We start from the raw sequence: 17,908 nt of genomic DNA, 5'->3' as shown, positions 1-17,908 counted from the left end.
CCGGGAGGAAACGCGATGAGCGAGCCCAAGGAACTGCTGGCCGAACCGCTGAAACTGCGGTGCGGCGCGCTCCTGCCCAACCGGCTGGCCAAGGCCGCGCTGAGCGAGCAGCTCGGCGACCGCCGCAACCGGCCGACCCCGGAACTCGCCGAGCTCTACCGGACCTGGTCGCGGGGCGGCGCCGGGACGCTGATCACCGGCAACGTCATGGTCGATCCGACCGCGCTCGGCGAACCGCGCAACGTCGCGGTGCCGAAGGAGCCGGACGCGACCGAGTTCAAGCCTTGGGCACGGTCGGCCGACGGGACCGAGACGCGGCTGTGGGTCCAGCTCAATCACCCGGGTCGTCAGAGCCCCCGGTTCCTCTCCCGTCAGCCGGTCGCGCCGTCGGCGGTGCCGTTCGGCGACCGCGGCATCCGGTCGGTCTTCGCGACGCCACGGGCACTCACCGGCGACGAGATCGAGGCGATCATCGACCGCTTCGGCGTGGCCGCGCGCACCGTCGTCGAGGCCGGATTCGCCGGCGTCCAGATCCACGGCGCGCATGGCTACCTCGTCTCACAGTTCCTGTCACCGCTCACCAACCAGCGCACCGACGGCTGGGGCGGCGACGCGGCCCGGCGTCGCCGGTTCCTGCTCGAAGTGGTCGCCCGCGTGCGCGATGAGGTCGGTGACGCCGTGCCGATCGCGGTCAAGCTCAACAGCGCCGACTTCCAGCGCGGGGGTTTCAGCGAGGACGAATCGCTCGAAGTCGTCCGCGAGCTGGGGGAAGCGGGCATCGACCTGCTGGAGGTCTCCGGCGGCACGTACGAGAAGGCCGCCATGATGGGCTCCGGCAAGGCGAGCACCGTCAGCCGCGAGGCCTACTTCCTCGACTACGCCGCGAAAGCCCGGCAGGTCACCGACGCCGCCTTGATGGTCACCGGCGGATTCACGAGTCCGGAAGGGATGGCCGACGCGCTGCGCTCGGGCGCGCTGGACGTCATCGGCCTCGGCAGGCCGCTGGTCGTCGATCCGGCGCTGCCCGACCGCCTGCTCGGCGGCGAGGACGTCCGTGCCGAGCGCAAGGCGCCGAAGACCGGCATCCGGCTGGCCGACAGCCTGCTCGAGATCCAGTGGCACACCCAGCAGATGCACCGCGTGGCCGCCGGGAAACCGGTGGACCGGCGCCTCGGCGCGGTGCGGACGCTAGTGCGCGCCGGCGTCGCGGATCCGTTCAACGCCTTCCGGCGGGTCCGCGGCTAGGTAGTCGTCCTGCTCGTCCCGACGGCTGAAGGTGCGATCGAAGCCGACCGCGGCCGCCGCCAGGCCGGTGAACAGCACGCCGATCAGCACGCAGTTGAACGCGACCCCGCCGTAGCCGTTGATGCCCGGATCGACGAACGGGTACGGGTAGAACCCGATGAAGGCGCCGCGCACCAGCGTGACCGCCAGCCAGACCAGCGGGTACAGCAACGACCACCACAGCACCCGCCACGACAACTGGCCGCGTGGCCCGAACAGCAACCAGCCCGCGACACACATCAGCGGCGACACCTTGTGCAGCATCGTGTCGGCGAACACGGCCCAGCCGTGCAGTTCGTAGAGGTCGGCGAGCGCGACCTGGAAGACGACGCCGGTCACGGTGATGCCGACGAGTCCGGTGAGGCGCAGCACGCCGGCGAACGTCGAGCGTCCGGCGACACCGAGCGCGAGCAGCAGCCCGCCGATGCCGACGAGGATGTTCGAGTCGATGGTGAAGAAGGCCAGCAGGTTGGCCACCCGCCCGGCCGGGGTCTGGAAGGTGCCGCCCGTGGTGCCCGCCGAGACCGGGATCTGTGCGGCGAGACCGGCGATCACCACCAGCGCCGTCGCGCCGAACCAGGCACGCGCGATCTTCGAAGCCTGCATTCCTCCTACTTTATGGGTGATGGGGTCGCGACGTCCCGTCACCACCGCAAGCCGCCACTCGATCGGGGGCGGGATGCCGCCGGGAGATCCCGGCCACCGGGTCATATCGTGGAGGCGATGGACGTCGAGCGGAGGCCCGGACGCCGCGGGCGGGTCGCTCGGGGGCCGGCGGAGGACAGCGGGCCCGTCGCCGGGTTCGCGCGGCGGCTCTGGGAACTCAAGCGGGCCGCGGGCGACCCCTCTTACGACCGGATGCGCGACGAATACGGCGCGCTCGCTTCGAAGTCGGCACTGTCGGCCGCCGCGCGCGGACAGCATCTGCCCAGCTGGGAGACGTCCTGGGAGTTCGTCCGCGTGCTGGCCGTCGGGGTGCTCGACGGGGACGAGGAAACCGTCCGCCACGAATGGCGCGGTGAATGGGAACGCGCGCGGGACGCCCTGACCGTCGATCCCGTGCCCGTGCCCGGACCCGCTCCGGAACGCACGCGGCGGACGGCGTTCGTCCTCGCCGGGGCCGTGGCGCTCGTGCTGGTGGCGGCACTGGTGGTGGTCTTCGTGAACCCCTTCGGTACCGAGCCCGCCGCTCCCACCGGGGATCTGTCCGAACTCGTCGGCGAGACCGTGCCCGACGGCAGCGAAGTGGCCGCCGGATCGGTCTTCGTGAAGACGTGGGATCTGCGCAACGCGGGAACGGTCGGATGGGTCGGCCGCTACCTGGTCCGCGCCGGTTCGTTCGGCAACCCGGGCGAATGCGCGACCCCGGAGCGCGTCCCCGTCCCGCAGACCGCGCCCGGCGAACGCACGCGCGTCTCCGTCGAGGTGCGGGCGCCCGCGAGCCCGGGGCATTGCCAGGTCTACTGGAAGATGGCCGACGAACAGGGCCACATCCTGCTGCCGAACGCCCGCGCCGTGTACTTCTCGGTCCGCGTCCTTTGACCTTCCGTCCCGATGGTCAAAGCGCTGACCTGCGCGGACGTCCTTTGTTCGGCCATGGCCATTTCCCGGCCGTGAATCGCTTTCCGAGTGTCCGTGAGCGGCTTTAACGTCATCGGCGTCCGGGAGTTCCGGATGGGGATTTTCCGAAATACTCTCACATTCATTGCGGAAAGGGAATCCATGCGTCCGTACGTCAAGGTCGCCGCATTGGCCGGGGCAGCGCTCACGGTGGCGCTCCTGCCGGTCACCGCCGCACAGGCGGCTCCGGCGCCCGCTTCGGGCAGTGATCCGATCATTACCTGCGAATCCGGCTATCACGGCTGGATGCGACGGGCCGGGAAGGACGCGATCTGCCTGAAACCGGGCACGCGTACCTGGGACATCAAGGTCTTCGAATGCGCCGGAGATCTGACGCTGCACTTCAAGAACGGCGAGAAGGTCTATTGCGGCGGGAACATGAAATTCGGCCTCGACCTGGCCAACCAGACCAATGTCGTCAAGAGCGTGGTGGGGAATCGATGATGAAGAAGAAGCTGCTCGCCGTCGTTCCGGTCGCCCTGGCGGGCACCCTGCTGATGGCACCGTCCGCTTCGGCGGCCTCGAAGGTCTGCTCCGGCGGGCCGCTGATGGGCGCGTCGACCAAGGTCGTCGAGGTGAGCGCGGGGCAGAGCATCGACATCACCGTGCACAACCACGACTACCGGGGAATGCTCGTCCAGATCATCGATGACGTCTTCGACAAGGGGATCTGGAGCGGGGCGATCGCGCCCGGCAAGGAACGCACGGTCAAACACGGCGTGCTCGGGGAGCCGCCGGTCTATCACAAGATCCGCTTCGAAGTGACCTCCAACCTCTCGAACAACTACACCTACAAGATCTCTTCGGATCGGTGCTACTGACCTGAAGCGTTCAGTCCTCTGCTTGCGGTAGTTGCACGCGCAAGGATCGCGAGCAGAGGACTAATCGCGGGGTTTGAGGAGGCCCCGCACGGTGTCGATGGTGTCCGCGTCGGCGGCCTCCTTGTCCGGCCGGTAGCGGACGACACGCGCGAACCGCAGCGCCAGACCACCCGGATAACGTGTGCTCACCTGGGCGCCGTCGAGTTCGATCTCGACGACCAGTTCCGGCCGGACGTGCACCGTCCAGTCCGTGCGGTGCGTCTCGATCTCCTGGAACGTCTTCGTCTGCCACGCCAGTAGCTCGTCGGTCATCCCCTTGAACGTCTTGCCGACCATGATCGGCGGCCCGCCGTCGGGGTCGCGCGCGCCGAGGTGCAGATTCGACAGTTTGCCGGTGCGCCTGCCGTGTCCCCATTCCGCGGCGAGCACGACCAGGTCGATCGTGTGCACCGGTTTCACTTTGAGCCACGCGCGGCCGCGTCGCCCCGCCGCGTACGGCGAGGCGAGATCCTTGACCATCACGCCCTCGTGCCCGGCGGCCATCGCCGCTTCCAGCACGCCGTCCGCGGACGCGGGCGCGATCTCGCCCGGGATCACGTGCTCGCCGGCGACCTTGTGCAGGGCGGTGTTCCGTTCGGACAGCGGCGCGTCCAGCAGATCGACGCCGTCGAGATGCAGGCAGTCGAAGAAGTACGGCCGCAACAGCAGGGCCTTGACCTGCTCCTCGCGCGTACTGCCGAACCGGCTCATCGTCTCCTGGAACGGCCTCGGCCTGCCGTCGTCGGTCAGTGCCAGCGTCTCGCCGTCGAGCACCACCGAGGTGCACGGCAGCGACCGCACCAGTTCCACCAGTTCACCGACGCTGCCGGTGATCTCGCGCAGCGTCCGCGTGTAGACGTGCACCTCGTCGCCCTCGCGGTGGACCTGGATCCGCGCGCCGTCCATCTTGTACTCGACCAGCGCTTCGGCGTGTTCGGTGACGGCCTCCTCCAGCGATTCCGCCGGCGAGGCCAGCATCGGCCGGATGGGCCTGCCCAACGCGAGCCGGAACTCCGCGAGCCGCTCCTGACCGCCCGTCATCGCCGCCAGCCCGGTCACCGGAAGCTGCCCGGACAGCATGAACGCACGCCGGACGTCCTCGCCCGGGATCTCCGACGCCGCCGCGATGGCGTCCACCATGATCCCTTCGAGCGCGCCCTGCCTCAGCTCGCCGGTGAGCAGCCGGAAAAGGAAATCCTGCTCTTCTTTCGTCATTCGCGTGAACAACGCCCGCAACGTCTCCGCGCGCAGCTTCACCGACCCCGAACCGGACGCCGCCCCGACCGTGCCGAGCGCCGTGTCGACCTCCGCCACGGTCAACGACGGCTCGGCGGCCGGTGCCGCGTCCAACTCGGCCAACGTCCGCCAGCCGGTGCCGATCCGGCCCTGCGTCGGCTGCCCGGTGAGGAACGCGATCACCGCCGGCAGTTCCAGCTCGCCCGCTTCGCGCAGCAGTGCGGCCAGGGTGGCGATCTTCGCCTTCCTGGACCTCGTGGCGGCCAGCTCGGCCGACGCGGTCACCACCGCGGTGAGCAACATGGGTCCATCATCACCCCGGCCACCGACAGTTTCGCGTCGAAGCGGCGGCCGGGCTCCGTCGCGCGTGCTATGAACGACCCGTTACTTGCAAAATTTGCAAGTAACGGGTCGTTCATAGCGCGCTGGGGAGGGGACGAGCGCGCGGGACCGCGGTGACCCACTCGGTCCCGGTGCGCCGGTCGCCTGAAGTACCTGAAGCCGGGACGCTCAAGCGTGTGCGGGATCCGCCACCCAGCTGGCGAGCAGGCCCAAGGCCCGTTCGCTGTCGGAGCCGGGCTCTGCGGTGTAGATCACCAGCGCCTGGTCCGGATCGTCGGGCAGCCGTAGCGTCTCGTAGCGCAGCCGGAGCTCGCCCACGACCGGGTTGAGCACCACCTTCCAGGCGTGCGCCTTCTCGCGCACGGTGTGCTTGGCCCACAGCTTCCGGAACTCCTCGCTGCCGAGCGACAGCTCGCCGACCAGCTGCGCGAGGTACGGGTCGTCCGGGTACTTCCCGCTCTCGGATCGCAGGTTCGCCACGACCTCCTTCGCGACCGTCTCCCACTCGGGGTGCATCTCGCGGGCGTGCTCGTCGAGGAAGAACATCTTCGGGATGTTGCGGTCGCCGGGCGGACGGCCGGCGAAATCGAAGGACAGCGCGGCGCCGAGCGCGTTCCAGGCCAGGACGTCCAGGTAGCGGCCGAAGACGAACGCCGGGGACTGGATGGCGTTCAGCATCAGCTGTAGTTCCGGCCGGATCCGCTGCGCCCTCGGCCGCGCGACGCGTTTGCGTTTCGGGGCGGCCAGATTGCGCAGGTAGGTCTCCTCGTCGCGGTGCAGCCGCAGCGCCCGGCTCAACGAATCGAGGACGGAATCGGACACGTTGCGCGCCCGGCCCTGTTCGAGCCGCGTGTAGTAGTCGACGCTGATCCCGGCCAGTTGCGCCAGCTCCTCGCGCCGCAGCCCCGCGACCCGCCGCTGGTTGAACCCGGTCGGCAGGCCGAGGTCGGCGGGGTCCAGCGCGGCCCTGCGTGTCTTGAGGAAGTCGCCCAGTCCGGCCGTCTCGGTCATGTCGACAAGTATCCCGCCACTCCCGCGTCCGTGCCTGGTCCTGGCAGACCCAGGTTGGTCAGGGGTAAGGCGAAGGTGTCGTGGCTCGGGCGAGGCGGTGACCTGGGCGGCGCACTCGCGTGCCCGGAAACGGATCTCGCGTGCTCGGAGCCGTACTTCCGAGTGCGGTCGCCAGGCACGCGAGTCACGTCTCTGCGCACACGAGATCCGGGCCCGAGCACGCGAGTCACGCCTTCGTGCCCACTGCCACCCCGCGCCCTTACCCACACCCCGCCGCGCGGCCGGACGCGACGACCGATGCTGACCGGGCCACCTTGCCTTGCCCTCACTGGTTCTGACGCGGTACGACCAGGTCCGAACAGGACTTCTCGTCGGGGAGCAGCGGACGGAAGACGACGAGCCAGGTCGTGTCCGCGGTCCTCCAGCGGGTCGTGGGAGTGGCCGACCGCGCCAGGGTCTCGGCCTGGCTCAAGGCGTCTCCTTCCATGACGGTGCAAAGACCACCGTCGACGTGCTGAGTGCCGGCGAAGGCCGCGAAGGGCCATTCCCGTACATCGGCGCCGTCCGGTTGTTTGCTCGACGCCCAGCCGATCGCGGCGATCCGTGTCGGCCGGTAGGGCTTGGGGACGCTCTCGGCCTCCTTCGCGACGTCGGCCAGCTCGTCCTGGAAGTCGGCGAGTTCTTCGAGTCTGCCGCCGGAGTCGCTCTGCGGGGTGGCCGCGCGGACCTGATGTCCGCCGTACAGCGTGAAGACGAGCAGGTATCCGTCGATCACGCCGTCGTTGGGGACGTATTCGTCCCGATCGAGGTCCGCGCCGTAAGCCGAGTCGTGGACGCTTTCCGCGGTGCCGGCGTCGAGCCGTTTCTCGCGGACGATCTGGAGCGCACCCTCGGGTTCGCCGGGAACCAGCAGCCGTCCGCCGCCGTAGAGGCTGAACTCGGGGAGTACGGCGACCCGGGGACTCGGCATGCCGACGTAGGTCTTGGCCCGCAGTACCAACGTTTCCGGATCGGACGGCGGTGGCGCGGTCGTGCCGCAGGCGGTCAGCACGAGTACGAGCAAGAACGTGATCCCCAGGCGCATGCCGGACAGACGGAACCGGCACCCGATCCGGTTGCGCCGTCTTATGGTCCTGTTCATCAAGTCCGATCTGGCTCTGTGCAGAAGGCCAAATCGCCGACATCGTGGAGGTATGGACAGGGAACGAAGAAGTGTCGCGATCGGCGTACTGGGGGTGCTGATCGTCGGCGCGTCGGTGCCGGTGACGGGAATGCTCGACGGCTACCCGGTGATCACCGGACAGGCGCTGCGCTACGCGCTGGCGGGAGTGCTCCTGCTGGCGTGGGCGCGGCTCCGCGGCCGTCCGTTGCCCCTGCCCGGCGCGCGTGACGTGCCGTCGCTGATCGCCATCGCGGCGACCGGGATGATCGGTTTCCAGGCGTGCCTGCTGTTCGCCCAGCGCTACGCCGAACCCGGACTGGTCGCCGCGTTCCTCGGCGGCACGCCACTCGTGCTCGCGCTCGCCGCTCCGCTGGCGCGCGGTAAGCGGCCCTCGATGGCGCCGGTGGCGGGCGCGGTCCTCGCCGGACTCGGGATCGCCGTGCTCTCCGGCGGTGGCGCGGCCCGCTGGCAGGGTTTGGTGCTCGCGGCGCTGGCGATGGTGTGCGAGGCGCTGTTCACGCTGCTGGCCGTCGGTGTTCTCGACCGGCTCGGACCGATGGCGACCGCGACGTGGAGTTGTTGCGCCGCGGGCATCGGCGGTGCCGTGGCCGGCACGGTCCTCGACCCGGCCGGCGCCTGGGCATGGCCGGACGGGCGCGAGCTGATCGCGCTGGGCTACCTGACGATCGTCGTCACGACGCTCGCGTTCGTCCTTTGGTATTCGGCGGTTTCGGTGCTGGGCGCGGACCGTGCCGGAGTGCTGGTGGGCCTGATGCCGGTCGCCGGGCTCGCCGTCTCGCTGGCGCTGGGGATGCAGGATTTCCGCTTCCCGCAACTGGCCGGGGTCGCGCTGGTGTCGTCAGGCGTCGTGATCGGCCTGCGCCGTCGCGAGCTCGGTGAGCCTCGCGCACTTGACGTCGAAGTGCTTCACGACATCGCTCGCGATGACCGCGACCATGACCCCGCGCAGTGGCCCGTCGAGCGTGACCTGCTGGACGAACTCCGTCCCGCCGTCGACCGCGGTCAGTCGTAACACGAGATCCATGGCACCGAAGGGAATCGGCTGCCGGAGAGCGATCTCGCGGTCCTGGATCCAGGACGTGATCGTGAACGGCTCGGCGACCCGTGAGTGCACGCGGCCGCGGAATCCGTTCGGTACGAGGAAACCCGTCGAGCCCGCCTCGGCAGGGCCGTGCGATTCGGCGCGGGCGATGTCGGGATCCCAGTCGGGCCACCGGGTGAAGTCGGCCAGCGGCGCCCAGAGCGCGGACGGCGGGACGGGCAGGATTTCGCGGGAGGTTCTGGTCCAGGTCATCCCCCGACGATATACGGAACTGCCAGTCTCGTAAACTGGCCCTCATGGTGCGAGGCAGGCCGAGGGAAGAGGGAATCGACGACGCGGTCCGCGAGGCCGTGCGGGCGCTGCTGACCGAAACCGGTTACCAGCGCTGCACGATCGACGCGGTCGCGGCGCGGGCGGGGGTCGGCAAGGCCGCGGTGTACCGGCGGTGGCGGTCCAAGGCGGAGCTCGTCTTCGCGGCGGTGATCCACCCCGTGGACCTCGAACCGCCGGAGGACACCGGCTCGCTGCGGGGTGACGTGGAAGCCGTCCTCGGTGACATCGAGTCCTCTTTGGATGGTGTGGAGGTCCGGCACGCGCTGCCTTCGCTGCTCGCCGACGTCCGGGCGGATCCGGCGCTGGAGGCGCGCTTCGCCGAAGTGTTCTTGGGGCGTGAACTCGGTTATCTGGTCCGGATGCTGGATCGGGCCGTCGCGAGAGGGGAACTCTCACGACGGCCCGAACCGGCGTTGGTGCACGCGATCCTGCTCGGCCCGGTGCTGACGTGGCTGCACCTGTTCGCCGAGCCGGTGCCTTCAGGGGGATTGGCGGCTGCGCTCGCCTCACCGCTCCATGCGGCAGTGGTCGCTCTCGACGTTTAGCGGCCCCCGTGCGCCATCCGGAGCACGTCGAGGGCTTCGTCCAGCTGGGCTTCGGTGAGCTTGCCGTTCGCGACGTGACCGCGTTCGATCACGACCTCGCGAATCGTCTTCAGCTCCTTGAGCGCCAGCTTCGCGATGGCGGCGGCCTCTTCGTAACCGATGTAGGAGTTCAACGGCGTCACGATCGACGGCGAACCTTCGGCGTACTCGCGCGCGCGGTCGGCGTTCACCGTCACGCCCGCGAACACCTTGTCCGCCAGCAGCCGTGAGACCGCCGCGAGCAGCCGCGCGGATTCGAGCACGTTGCGCGCGATCACCGGCAGGTTCACGTTGAGCTGGAAGTTGCCCGCCGCGCCCGCGAAGGCGACCGCCGCGTCGTTGCCGATCACCTGCGCGACCACCTGCAGCGTCGCCTCCGGGATCACCGGGTTCACCTTGCCCGGCATGATCGAGGAGCCCGGCTGCAGATCCGGCAGCGCCAGTTCGGCGAGTCCGGTGCGCGGACCGGAACCCAGCCAGCGCAGGTCGTTCGCGATCTTGTTCAGCGACACCGCGACCGTGCGCAGATGCCCGGACGTCTCGACGACGCTGTCCTGCGTCGCCTGCGCCTCGAAGTGGTCACGCGCCTCGGTGAGCGGCAGGCCGGTGACCGAGGCCAGTTCCTGCGAAACGGCCGCACCGAAACCCTCGGGCGCGTTCAGCCCGGAGCCCACGGCGGTGCCGCCGATCGGCAGCTCGCCGAGTCGCGGCAGGCCGGACTTCAGCCGCTCGATACCGAACCGGACCTGTGACGCCCAAGCGCCGGCCTCCTGGCCGAAGGTGATCGGGACGGCGTCCATCAGGTGGGTGCGGCCGGACTTCACGATGTCCGACCATTCGGCCGCCCGCGTCTCGATCGCGGCCGCCAAGTAGTCCAGAGCGGGGATCACGTCGGAGAGCACTGCTTCCGTCGCGGCGACGTGGATCGTCGTCGGGAAGGTGTCGTTCGAGGACTGCGAAGCGTTGACGTGGTCGTTCGGGTGTACGTCGCGACCCAGCGCTTTCGACGCGAGCGTCGCGATGACCTCGTTGGCGTTCATATTCGACGAGGTCCCGGAACCGGTCTGGAACACGTCGATCGGGAAATGCGCGTCGTGCTTGCCCTCGGCGACCTCGTCGGCGGCCTTCGCGATGGCTTCGGCGACGTCGGCGTCCAGCACCCCGAGTTTCGCGTTGACCCGCGCGGCGGCGGCCTTCAGCAGGCCGAGCGCGCGGATCTGGGCGCGCTCCAGGCCTCGGCCGGAGATCGGGAAGTTCTCGACGGCGCGCTGCGTCTGCGCGCGGTAGAGGGCGTCGACGGGGACGCGCACCTCACCCATGGTGTCGTGTTCGATCCGGTATTCCTGTTCAGCCATACCTCAAGTTTCGCGCAGTGTCCGCACGCGCGCTCCGTGTCTTTCGGCACCCGCGCGCGTTGCCGTCCCGGCGATCCGGCGCCGAGGGCTAGGATCGAATGTGTTCTCGATCACGCCGCCCACCACCGGCCGGGAGAGTGCCGAATGAGCGAGTCCGCTGGGGAAACGTCGTACGACCTCGTCATCATCGGGGCCGGTCCGACGGGTCTGTTCGCCGCCTACTACGCGGGATTCCGCGGCCTTTCGATGGCCGTCGTGGATTCACTGCCGGAGGCGGGCGGGCAGGTCACCGCGATGTACCCCGAAAAGATGATCTACGACGTCGGCGGTTTCGCGGAGATCCGGGGACGCGATCTGGTGCAGGGCCTGCTCGACCAGGCGGCGCCGTGGAAGCCCGTGTACCTGCTCGGACGCCAGGCGGAGAAACTCGAAAGCGTCGAAGGCGGCGTCACCGTCACTCTCGACGGCGGCCAGGTCCTGCGGGCCGGCGCGGTGCTGATCACCGCCGGTATCGGCGAATTCACCCCGCGCCCGTTGCCCGCCGGGGACGGCTGGCTCGGCCGCGGCATGGTGCATTTCGTGCCCGCGCTGCAGGCGCACGCCGGCCAGCACGTGGTCGTCGTCGGCGGCGGGGACTCGGCGTTCGACTGGGTGCTCGCCCTGCACCCGGTCGCCGCGAGCGTCACCCTCGTGCACCGCCGCGCCCGGTTCCGCGCGGCCGAATCCATCGTGCGGCAGGCACGCGAACTCGGCGCCCGGATCGTCACCGACGCCGAGGTCACCCGGTTCATCGACCGCGCCGGCGCTCTGGCCGAGGTGGAGATCCAGGTCAAGGGCGCCGAACCCGAGGTGCTGCCCGCCGATTCCGTCGTCGCCGCGCTCGGTTTCACCGCCGACCTCGGGCCGATCGAAAGCTGGGGACTGCAGATCGACCACCGCGCCATCGCCGTCGATTCGACGATGCTGACGGCGCGGGAGCGGGTCTACGCGGCGGGCGACGTCGCGTCGTACCCGGGGAAGGTGAAGCTGATCGCGACCGGATTCGGGGAAGCGGCGACGGCGGTCAACAACATCGCGGTCGTGCTGGATCCGGACGCGCATCTGTTCCCCGGACACTCCAGTAACGCTGAGTAGCGCGTGTTATGAACGGCTCGTTACTTGCAAAATTTGCAAGTAACGAGCCGTTCATAGCACTTCAAGCGGGGGGAGCGGGCGTAGGCGGAGCGGTCTTCTCAGCGATCCACTGCGCGTAGGCCGCCACGGAAGTCGCGATCGACGGTGACGTCGCGCAGACCGGGTCCGCGTTACCCGGACGGCTGATCGTGCCCAGCAGAACCCACTTCTCGTCCACCTTGGCGATCTCCGGCCCACCGGAATCGCCGTAGCAAGAGCCCGACTTCCCGTCCGGATTGTCGGTGCACAACTCGACGGCGCCGTCGAACTTCGCCGTGCAGCGCACGCCTTCGACGATCTTGGTGTCCAGCTGCTGCAGTTTCGCGGTTCCCTTGCCACAGCCCGAAGTCGGGCACGTCTGGCCCCAGCCGAGCAGCCGCGTCGGCGTCCCCGGCGCCACGACCGTCCCGATCGTGATCGGGGCCGCCTTCACCGGGGCGGCCAGCCGCACCAGCGCGAGATCGCCGCCCGCGTGTTCGGGCGCCGGGTTGTAGGCCGGGTTCACGACGACCTCGGCGAGCTTCGCGATCTCGCCGCCCTGGGTGTTGTCGTTGCTGCCGATCCGCGCGCTCAGGTTCGCCGGGTTCTTGCCCTCGACGCAGTGCCCGGCCGTCACCAGCCAGTCCGCCGCGATCAGCGCGCCGGCACAGAAAGCCTTACCGGAGGCCGAATGCAGCGAGACGACGAACGAATACGGCTCGTCGGCCTCTCTGCCGCCGACGAGGTCGCCCGCACCCGTGGCCTGCCCGACCGGCGTCAGAGCCATCGCCGCCAGCAGGACCACGAGCACGCGCTTCAGCACAGATTCTCCTTAGGGGAGTGGGGGAACTACGTCTTCGTCGAGAAAGTCGTCGAGGTGACCGTCGAAGTTGACGGAGGAGTACGAGCGCAGCTTGGTCAGCCGGTGGTAGCCGTCGATCATCCGGACCGTGCCGGACTTCGAGCGCATCACGATCGACTGGGTCGTCGCGCCGCCCGCGCGGTAGTGCACGCCGCGCAGCAGGTCGCCGTCGGTGACGCCGGTGGCGCAGAAGAACACGTTGTCGCCGCGGACGAGGTCGTCGTTGCCGAGCACGCGGTCGAGGTCGTGGCCCGCGGCCAGCGCCTTCTCGCGCTCCGCGTCGTCCTTCGGCCACAGACGGCCCTGGAGTTCGCCGCCGAGGCATTTCATCGCGCAGGCCGCGATGATGCCTTCGGGGGTACCGCCGATGCCGAGCAGCATGTCGACGCCGGTGCTCGGGCGGGCCGCGGCGATCGCGCCGGCGACGTCGCCGTCGGAGATGAAGCGGATCCGGGCGCCCGCCTCGCGGACCTCCTTGATCAGCTGATCGTGACGCGGCCTGTCGAGGATGCAGACGGTGACGTCGGAGACGCTGGAGTTCTTGGCCTTCGCGACCCGGCGGATGTTCTCCGCGACCGGGGCGGCCAGGTCGACCTTGCCCGCGGCGTCCGGGCCGACGGCGAGCTTCTCCATGTAGAAGACCGCGGACGGGTCGAACATCGCGCCGCGTTCGGCGACCGCGAGCACGGCCAGCGCGTTCGGCATGCCCTTGGCCATCAGGGTCGTCCCGTCGACCGGGTCGACCGCGACGTCGCAGTCCGGCCCGTCGCCGTTGCCGACCTCTTCCCCGTTGAACAGCATCGGGGCTTCGTCCTTCTCGCCTTCGCCGATGACGACGACACCGCGCATCGAGACGGTCGAGACGAGCTGCCGCATCGCGTCGACCGCGGCGCCGTCACCGCCGATCTTGTCCCCGCGCCCCACCCAGCGGCCCGCGGCCATCGCGGCGGCCTCGGTCACACGGACCAGTTCCATCGCGAGGTTGCGATCGGGCGCTTCGCGGCGTCGAGAAGAGCTGGCGGACGGGGTGGGGGTGGGCATGAGACCTCCCGGGTCAGGAACTCGGCGGGGTCCCAGTCTCTCAGATACCCACGGCGGTTCGGTGGCTCGAGAGCATGGTGAACGTCACTGACCGTTGCCAGGCTCGAAGTACTCTTTTCCGCTGAGAGCCCATGAGCTCTAGCCGTCCTCGACGGAAGACAACGCCGCCTCGATCCGCTCGCGGGCGCCCTCGAGGTGGTGCTCGCAGACCTTGGCCAGCTGCTCGCCCTTTTCCCAGAGAGCGAGCGACTGCTCCAGGGAAAGCCCGCCCGCTTCGAGCTCGCGGACGACCTCGACCAGCCTGTCGCGGGCCTGCTCGTAGCCGAGTTCGGCGGTCTCGCCACCGGGTTTGCTCACGCTGTGCTTCCTTCTACCGGACGTCGGTGCTTGCCGATACCCGCGCACACTACCGCGCCGGCCATGGCGTTGTCGTAACCCACGAAGGCGAGAGCGAACTCCTGGCCATCACCCTCCGCGATCGCCGCGACGAGGTTCTCCTGGGCTCGCGCCACCCGTTTGCGGTGCACGGAGCCATCCGCGAACCACCATCGAGTGCCGACGTGCTCCGCGGTGGCCTCCGAGAGTTTTCGCAGCTGAGCGTCGAGGCCTCGTTTGGTCGAGAACTCGCAGCCGGCCAGCAGCACCGTCCAGCATTCCGCGGCCGCGCGTTCGGTCAGCAGCGCGTTGTGCAGCACGTCGGGCGCGTCGGCGCGCTGAGCGGCGTCGACGGTCAAAGGCAGGAAACTCGCCGTCAACTCGCCTCCTCCGGCTCTCCTGAGACGACGGCGCCGAGCGCGCCGTCGACCACCCGGACGCGCAGTTTCGCGCCGTCCGCGACTTCGGAGACGGACCGGAGGACCTGGAGGTTGCCTTGCGCGTCGGTGTACTGCACCACGGCGTAGCCGCGTTCGAGCGTCGCCGCCGGGCCGAGCGCGGTCAGCCGCGCACGGGCGCTGGCGATCTCGGCCTGATCCTTCGCGAGCAGGGTGAGCATCGCGCGGCGTCCGCGTTCGCGGTGGATCTCGACGTCGTCCGAACGCCGCTGGATCGGGCCGAGCGGGTCGGCGAGCACGGGACGGCTGCGCATCTGGGTCAGCAGCCTCTCCTGCGTGTCCACCCAGCCGTGCAGGGCGCGGCGGCCGCGGTCGCGCATCTGGCGGACCCGCTGGGTCTCCTCGCGGACGTCGGGCACGATCCGCTTGCTGGCGTCGGTCGGTGTCGAGCAGCGGAGGTCGGCGACGTGGTCGAGCAGCGGGGTGTCCGGCTCGTGCCCGATGGCACTGACCACCGGGGTTCCGGCCGCCGACACCGCGCGGCACAGGGCCTCGTCGGAGAACGGCAGCAGGTCCTCGACACTGCCGCCACCGCGCGCGATCACGATGACGTCGATCTCCGGATCACGGTCCAGTTTGGACAGTGCCTGGAGGATCTGCGGGACCGCGAGCGAACCCTGCACGGCGGTGTTGATCACCTTGAACGCGACATGCGGCCAGCGGGCCTGCGCGTTCACCAGCACGTCGCGTTCGGCGGCCGACGCGCGGCCGGTGATCAAGCCGATTCCCTTGGGCAGGAACGGAAGCTTGCGTTTCCGCTCGGGGGCGAACAGGCCCTCGGCGGCCAGCAGCCGCCGCAACCGCTCGATCCTCGCGAGCAGTTCGCCGATGCCGACCGCGCGGATCTCGTTCGCGCGCAGGCTGAACGACCCGCGGTTCATGAAGAACGTCGGCTTCGCGTGCACCACGACGCTCGCGCCCTCGCGCAGCGGCGGTTCGATCGTGCGCAGCAGGGCCATCGGGCAGGTCACCGACATCGAGACGTCCGCCGATGGGTCGCGCAGGGTCAGGAAGGCGGTGTTGGTGCCCTGGCGGGCCGAGATCTGCGTGACCTGACCCTCCACCCAGACCACGCCGAGCCGGTTGATCCACTCGCCGACCTTGCGCGCGACCGTGCGGACCGGCCACGGGTTCTCAGCGGTGGTGGACGGACCCGCCGCGGCGGAGGTGGGTTCGGCGGTCACTGGCCTTCCGCGCTGTCGCCGTCTGTTTCCGCCTTCTTCACGTTGCCGATCCGGCGGGCGAGCATGCCGACGAACGACGGACGGTCGGCGTTCGCCCGTTCGTAGGTCAGCAGCTCTTCCAGCTGCGTCAGGTCGAACCGGCGCAGGCGGGCCCGCAACTGCGGCAGGGTGAGCGTGTCGTAGTCGTCCAGCCCGGCGGGACCGGACGTGACGGGCGCGGCCGCGCTGTCGAACTCGCCGTCGGCGTGGTCCTCGGCGAGCGCGCGCTCCTCCTCGGCCCACGGGTCTTCGGTGAGCTGTTCGAGTTCGGACAGGTCGCGGAGATGACCGTTCGACTCGGCACGCGGCTCGGGAACCTCGGTGTCTTCGTGGAGCGGGATGACGCAGGAGTCGCGTTCGTAACGACGTTCGCCCAGGTCCGGCGGGAGATCTTCGTCGAAGGTGGCCCAGCTGGGGGTGTCCTCGACCGGACGCAGGCCCGACAGCGCGTCGTCGCCCTTGATCGCGAGTTCGGTGACGTGCTGCTGGACACGCATGGAGAACTGGAGCACCTGGCTGACCACGGTGACGGGCAGCCCGGTGAGCTGCTTGGGGAGTTCGCGAACCCGCTCGGCGGTGGTGACGGCGAGGCCCGCGGCGACCCGGAGGGGGAGCGGGAGAGGCTTCATACGTCTAGCCTGCCGTATCTGGTCCATCCTGCCCAACCGAACGGGTGGGTCGGCTCACAGGACGTGACTCCACGCACATACTTTAGAGGGGATCGCAGGTCACCTGAACGTGAGTGCGAGGAGCCCCCGGGGCAGCCCGTACCCTGGTGGCATGAGTTCTGCGAGTCCCGGAATCACGCCCGCCGGCAGTCCGACGATCACCGAGTCCGGTGTGCCGGCAGGTGGCAAACGTGTCCTGCTCGCCAAGCCTCGCGGCTACTGCGCGGGCGTCGACCGCGCCGTCATCGCCGTCGAAAAGGCACTCGAGCTCTACGGCGCACCGGTGTACGTGCGCAAGGAGATCGTGCACAACCGGCATGTCGTGGAGACCCTGCGCGAACGCGGGGTGATCTTCGTCGACGAGACCTCCGAGGTGCCGGAAGGCGAACTGGTGGTGTTCTCCGCGCACGGCGTTTCGCCCGCGGTGCACGCCGAGGCGGCCGAACGCAACCTGCGGACCATCGACGCGACCTGCCCCCTCGTGACGAAGGTGCACAAGGAGGTCAACCGGTTCGCGAAGGACGACTACGACATCCTGCTGATCGGTCACGAAGGCCACGAAGAGGTCGAAGGCACCGCCGGCGAGGCTCCCGACAAGGTGCAGCTCGTCGACACCGCCGAAGACGTCGACAAGGTCGAGGTCCGAGACCCCTCGAAGGTCATCTGGCTCTCACAGACCACCCTTTCGGTTGACGAGACCATGGAGCGTGTCGACCAGCTCCGGGACAAGTTCCCCGGCTTGGCCGACCCGCCCAGCGACGACATCTGCTACGCCACCACGAACCGCCAGGTCGCGGTCAAGGCCATGGCCGCCGAGTGCGACCTGGTGCTGGTGGTCGGTTCGACGAACTCGTCCAACTCGAAGCGACTGGTCGAGGTCGCGCTGAAGGCGGGGGCGCGCGCGTCGCACCTCGTCGACTTCGCGCACGAAGTCGACGAAGCGTGGCTCGAAGGCGTCGAGACCGTTGGCGTCACCAGTGGTGCTTCGGTGCCGGAGGTGCTGGTCATGGACCTGCTGGCGTGGCTGGCCGAGCGTGGCTGGGGCAACGTCGACGAGGTCACCACGGCGAACGAGAAGATCGCCTTCGCGCTGCCGCACGAACTGCGGAAGGCCGGCAAGGCCTGACCCTCCCAGTACAGCGAAAAGGGCCGTCCGAGAACTTCTCGGTCGGCCCTTTTCGCTGGTCAGAGGGTTTCAGGAGAGCAAAGGTCCCTTGCTCCCTCAGCGCTCGTCGTCCCACGGACGGGAGCGGCGGGGCGGCTGTCCACCGCGACGCGG

General features: G+C 69.4%; 19 protein-coding genes and 1 pseudogene. 8 read left to right on the top strand and 12 right to left on the bottom strand.

The genetic code is table 11. From position 1 onward, the window contains the following. Positions 1-15 precede the first annotated feature (15 nt). Entirely contained in the window at positions 16-1,245 is a 1,230-nt protein-coding gene (locus H5J31_RS33180) for an NADH:flavin oxidoreductase/NADH oxidase family protein (protein WP_181776623.1), read from the top strand. Here H5J31_RS33180 and H5J31_RS33175 read toward each other — a convergent pair. Beyond that, the gene (locus H5J31_RS33175) at positions 1,189-1,890 is read right to left on the bottom strand and encodes a Pr6Pr family membrane protein (protein WP_181776622.1); all 702 of its coding nucleotides are present in this window, start codon (positions 1,888-1,890) and stop codon (positions 1,189-1,191) included. The two genes, H5J31_RS33180 and H5J31_RS33175, sit on opposite strands and share 57 nt — an antisense overlap. Before the next feature lie 117 nt (positions 1,891-2,007). On the opposite strand from H5J31_RS33175, the gene H5J31_RS33170 reads away from it, so the two are divergent. The 3 genes from H5J31_RS33170 (at position 2,008) to H5J31_RS33160 (ending at position 3,725) form a co-directional block, all read left to right on the top strand. Further along, complete coding sequence (locus tag H5J31_RS33170) at positions 2,008-2,826, top strand: NBR1-Ig-like domain-containing protein (protein WP_181776621.1); 819 nt, start codon at positions 2,008-2,010, stop codon at positions 2,824-2,826. 93 nt (positions 2,827-2,919) lie between these two features. Next, entirely contained in the window at positions 2,920-3,348 is a 429-nt protein-coding gene (locus H5J31_RS33165; protein ID WP_236005537.1) for a hypothetical protein, read from the top strand. Further along, entirely contained in the window at positions 3,348-3,725 is a 378-nt protein-coding gene (locus H5J31_RS33160) for a hypothetical protein (protein ID WP_181776634.1), read from the top strand. The genes H5J31_RS33165 and H5J31_RS33160 overlap by 1 nt, the downstream gene beginning before the upstream one ends. A gap of 60 nt (positions 3,726-3,785) precedes the next feature. Here the strand turns inward: H5J31_RS33160 and H5J31_RS33155 are convergent, their stop codons facing one another. From H5J31_RS33155 to H5J31_RS33145, 3 genes are all read right to left on the bottom strand, one after another. Beyond that, positions 3,786-5,303, bottom strand: a complete 1,518-nt coding sequence (locus H5J31_RS33155) for an ATP-dependent DNA ligase (protein WP_181776620.1) — start codon at positions 5,301-5,303, stop codon at positions 3,786-3,788. Between the two features lie 207 nt (positions 5,304-5,510). Then, complete coding sequence (locus H5J31_RS33150) at positions 5,511-6,353, bottom strand: helix-turn-helix domain-containing protein (protein WP_181776619.1); 843 nt, start codon at positions 6,351-6,353, stop codon at positions 5,511-5,513. 325 nt (positions 6,354-6,678) lie between these two features. After that, on the bottom strand, positions 6,679-7,437 hold the full coding sequence (locus H5J31_RS33145; protein ID WP_181776618.1) for a hypothetical protein: 759 nt from the start codon (positions 7,435-7,437) through the stop codon (positions 6,679-6,681). 109 nt (positions 7,438-7,546) lie between these two features. Between H5J31_RS33145 and H5J31_RS33140 the strand changes: the two genes are divergently transcribed. After that, positions 7,547-8,548, top strand: a complete 1,002-nt coding sequence (locus tag H5J31_RS33140; protein WP_236005536.1) for a DMT family transporter — start codon at positions 7,547-7,549, stop codon at positions 8,546-8,548. On the opposite strand, the pseudogene H5J31_RS40040 reads toward H5J31_RS33140, so the two are convergent. Next, a pseudogene (locus tag H5J31_RS40040) lies at positions 8,495-8,830 on the bottom strand (SRPBCC family protein); the annotation flags it as partial. The gene H5J31_RS33140 and the pseudogene H5J31_RS40040 overlap by 54 nt on opposite strands. 44 nt (positions 8,831-8,874) lie before the next feature. Between H5J31_RS40040 and H5J31_RS33135 the strand changes: the two are divergent. Continuing rightward, a complete protein-coding gene (locus tag H5J31_RS33135; RefSeq protein ID WP_181776617.1) occupies positions 8,875-9,456 on the top strand; it encodes a TetR/AcrR family transcriptional regulator in 582 nt (193 codons plus the stop codon). On the opposite strand, the gene H5J31_RS33130 is transcribed toward H5J31_RS33135, so the two are convergent. Then, positions 9,453-10,850: a class II fumarate hydratase gene (locus H5J31_RS33130; RefSeq protein ID WP_181776616.1), complete on the bottom strand. Its 1,398-nt coding sequence runs from the start codon at positions 10,848-10,850 to the stop codon at positions 9,453-9,455. The genes H5J31_RS33135 and H5J31_RS33130 overlap by 4 nt on opposite strands. Positions 10,851-10,994: 144 nt before the next feature. Between H5J31_RS33130 and H5J31_RS33125 the strand changes: the two genes are divergently transcribed. After that, positions 10,995-11,984: an NAD(P)/FAD-dependent oxidoreductase gene (locus tag H5J31_RS33125; protein WP_181776615.1), complete on the top strand. Its 990-nt coding sequence runs from the start codon at positions 10,995-10,997 to the stop codon at positions 11,982-11,984. A 61-nt stretch (positions 11,985-12,045) separates the two neighbouring features. Here the strand turns inward: H5J31_RS33125 and H5J31_RS33120 are convergent, their stop codons facing one another. From H5J31_RS33120 to H5J31_RS33095, 6 genes are all read right to left on the bottom strand, one after another. After that, complete coding sequence (locus tag H5J31_RS33120) at positions 12,046-12,825, bottom strand: S1 family peptidase (RefSeq protein WP_181776614.1); 780 nt, start codon at positions 12,823-12,825, stop codon at positions 12,046-12,048. Between the two features lie 9 nt (positions 12,826-12,834). Continuing rightward, positions 12,835-13,905, bottom strand: coding sequence for a class II fructose-bisphosphatase (gene glpX, locus H5J31_RS33115; protein ID WP_181776613.1), 1,071 nt, complete (start codon positions 13,903-13,905; stop codon positions 12,835-12,837). A 138-nt stretch (positions 13,906-14,043) separates the two neighbouring features. Then, positions 14,044-14,262: an exodeoxyribonuclease VII small subunit gene (locus H5J31_RS33110; RefSeq protein WP_181776612.1), complete on the bottom strand. Its 219-nt coding sequence runs from the start codon at positions 14,260-14,262 to the stop codon at positions 14,044-14,046. Further along, positions 14,259-14,660, bottom strand: coding sequence for a hypothetical protein (locus H5J31_RS33105; RefSeq protein WP_181776611.1), 402 nt, complete (start codon positions 14,658-14,660; stop codon positions 14,259-14,261). The genes H5J31_RS33110 and H5J31_RS33105 overlap by 4 nt, the downstream gene beginning before the upstream one ends. Continuing rightward, the gene (gene xseA, locus H5J31_RS33100) at positions 14,657-15,922 is read right to left on the bottom strand and encodes an exodeoxyribonuclease VII large subunit (RefSeq protein WP_181776610.1); all 1,266 of its coding nucleotides are present in this window, start codon (positions 15,920-15,922) and stop codon (positions 14,657-14,659) included. The genes H5J31_RS33105 and xseA overlap by 4 nt, the downstream gene beginning before the upstream one ends. Beyond that, positions 15,919-16,590, bottom strand: coding sequence for a lipid droplet-associated protein (locus H5J31_RS33095; RefSeq protein ID WP_181776609.1), 672 nt, complete (start codon positions 16,588-16,590; stop codon positions 15,919-15,921). Before H5J31_RS33095 ends, xseA begins: the two co-directional genes overlap by 4 nt. A 151-nt stretch (positions 16,591-16,741) precedes the next feature. Here H5J31_RS33095 and H5J31_RS33090 point away from each other — a divergent pair, with 151 nt between their 5' ends. Further along, complete coding sequence (locus H5J31_RS33090; RefSeq protein WP_181776608.1) at positions 16,742-17,755, top strand: 4-hydroxy-3-methylbut-2-enyl diphosphate reductase; 1,014 nt, start codon at positions 16,742-16,744, stop codon at positions 17,753-17,755. Positions 17,756-17,908 lie beyond the last annotated feature (153 nt).

This window comes from Amycolatopsis pittospori (assembly GCF_013870525.1).
In the GTDB taxonomy this organism is placed as follows: domain Bacteria; phylum Actinomycetota; class Actinomycetes; order Mycobacteriales; family Pseudonocardiaceae; genus Amycolatopsis; species Amycolatopsis pittospori.
This window is presented reverse-complemented; position numbering and strand designations above follow the sequence as displayed.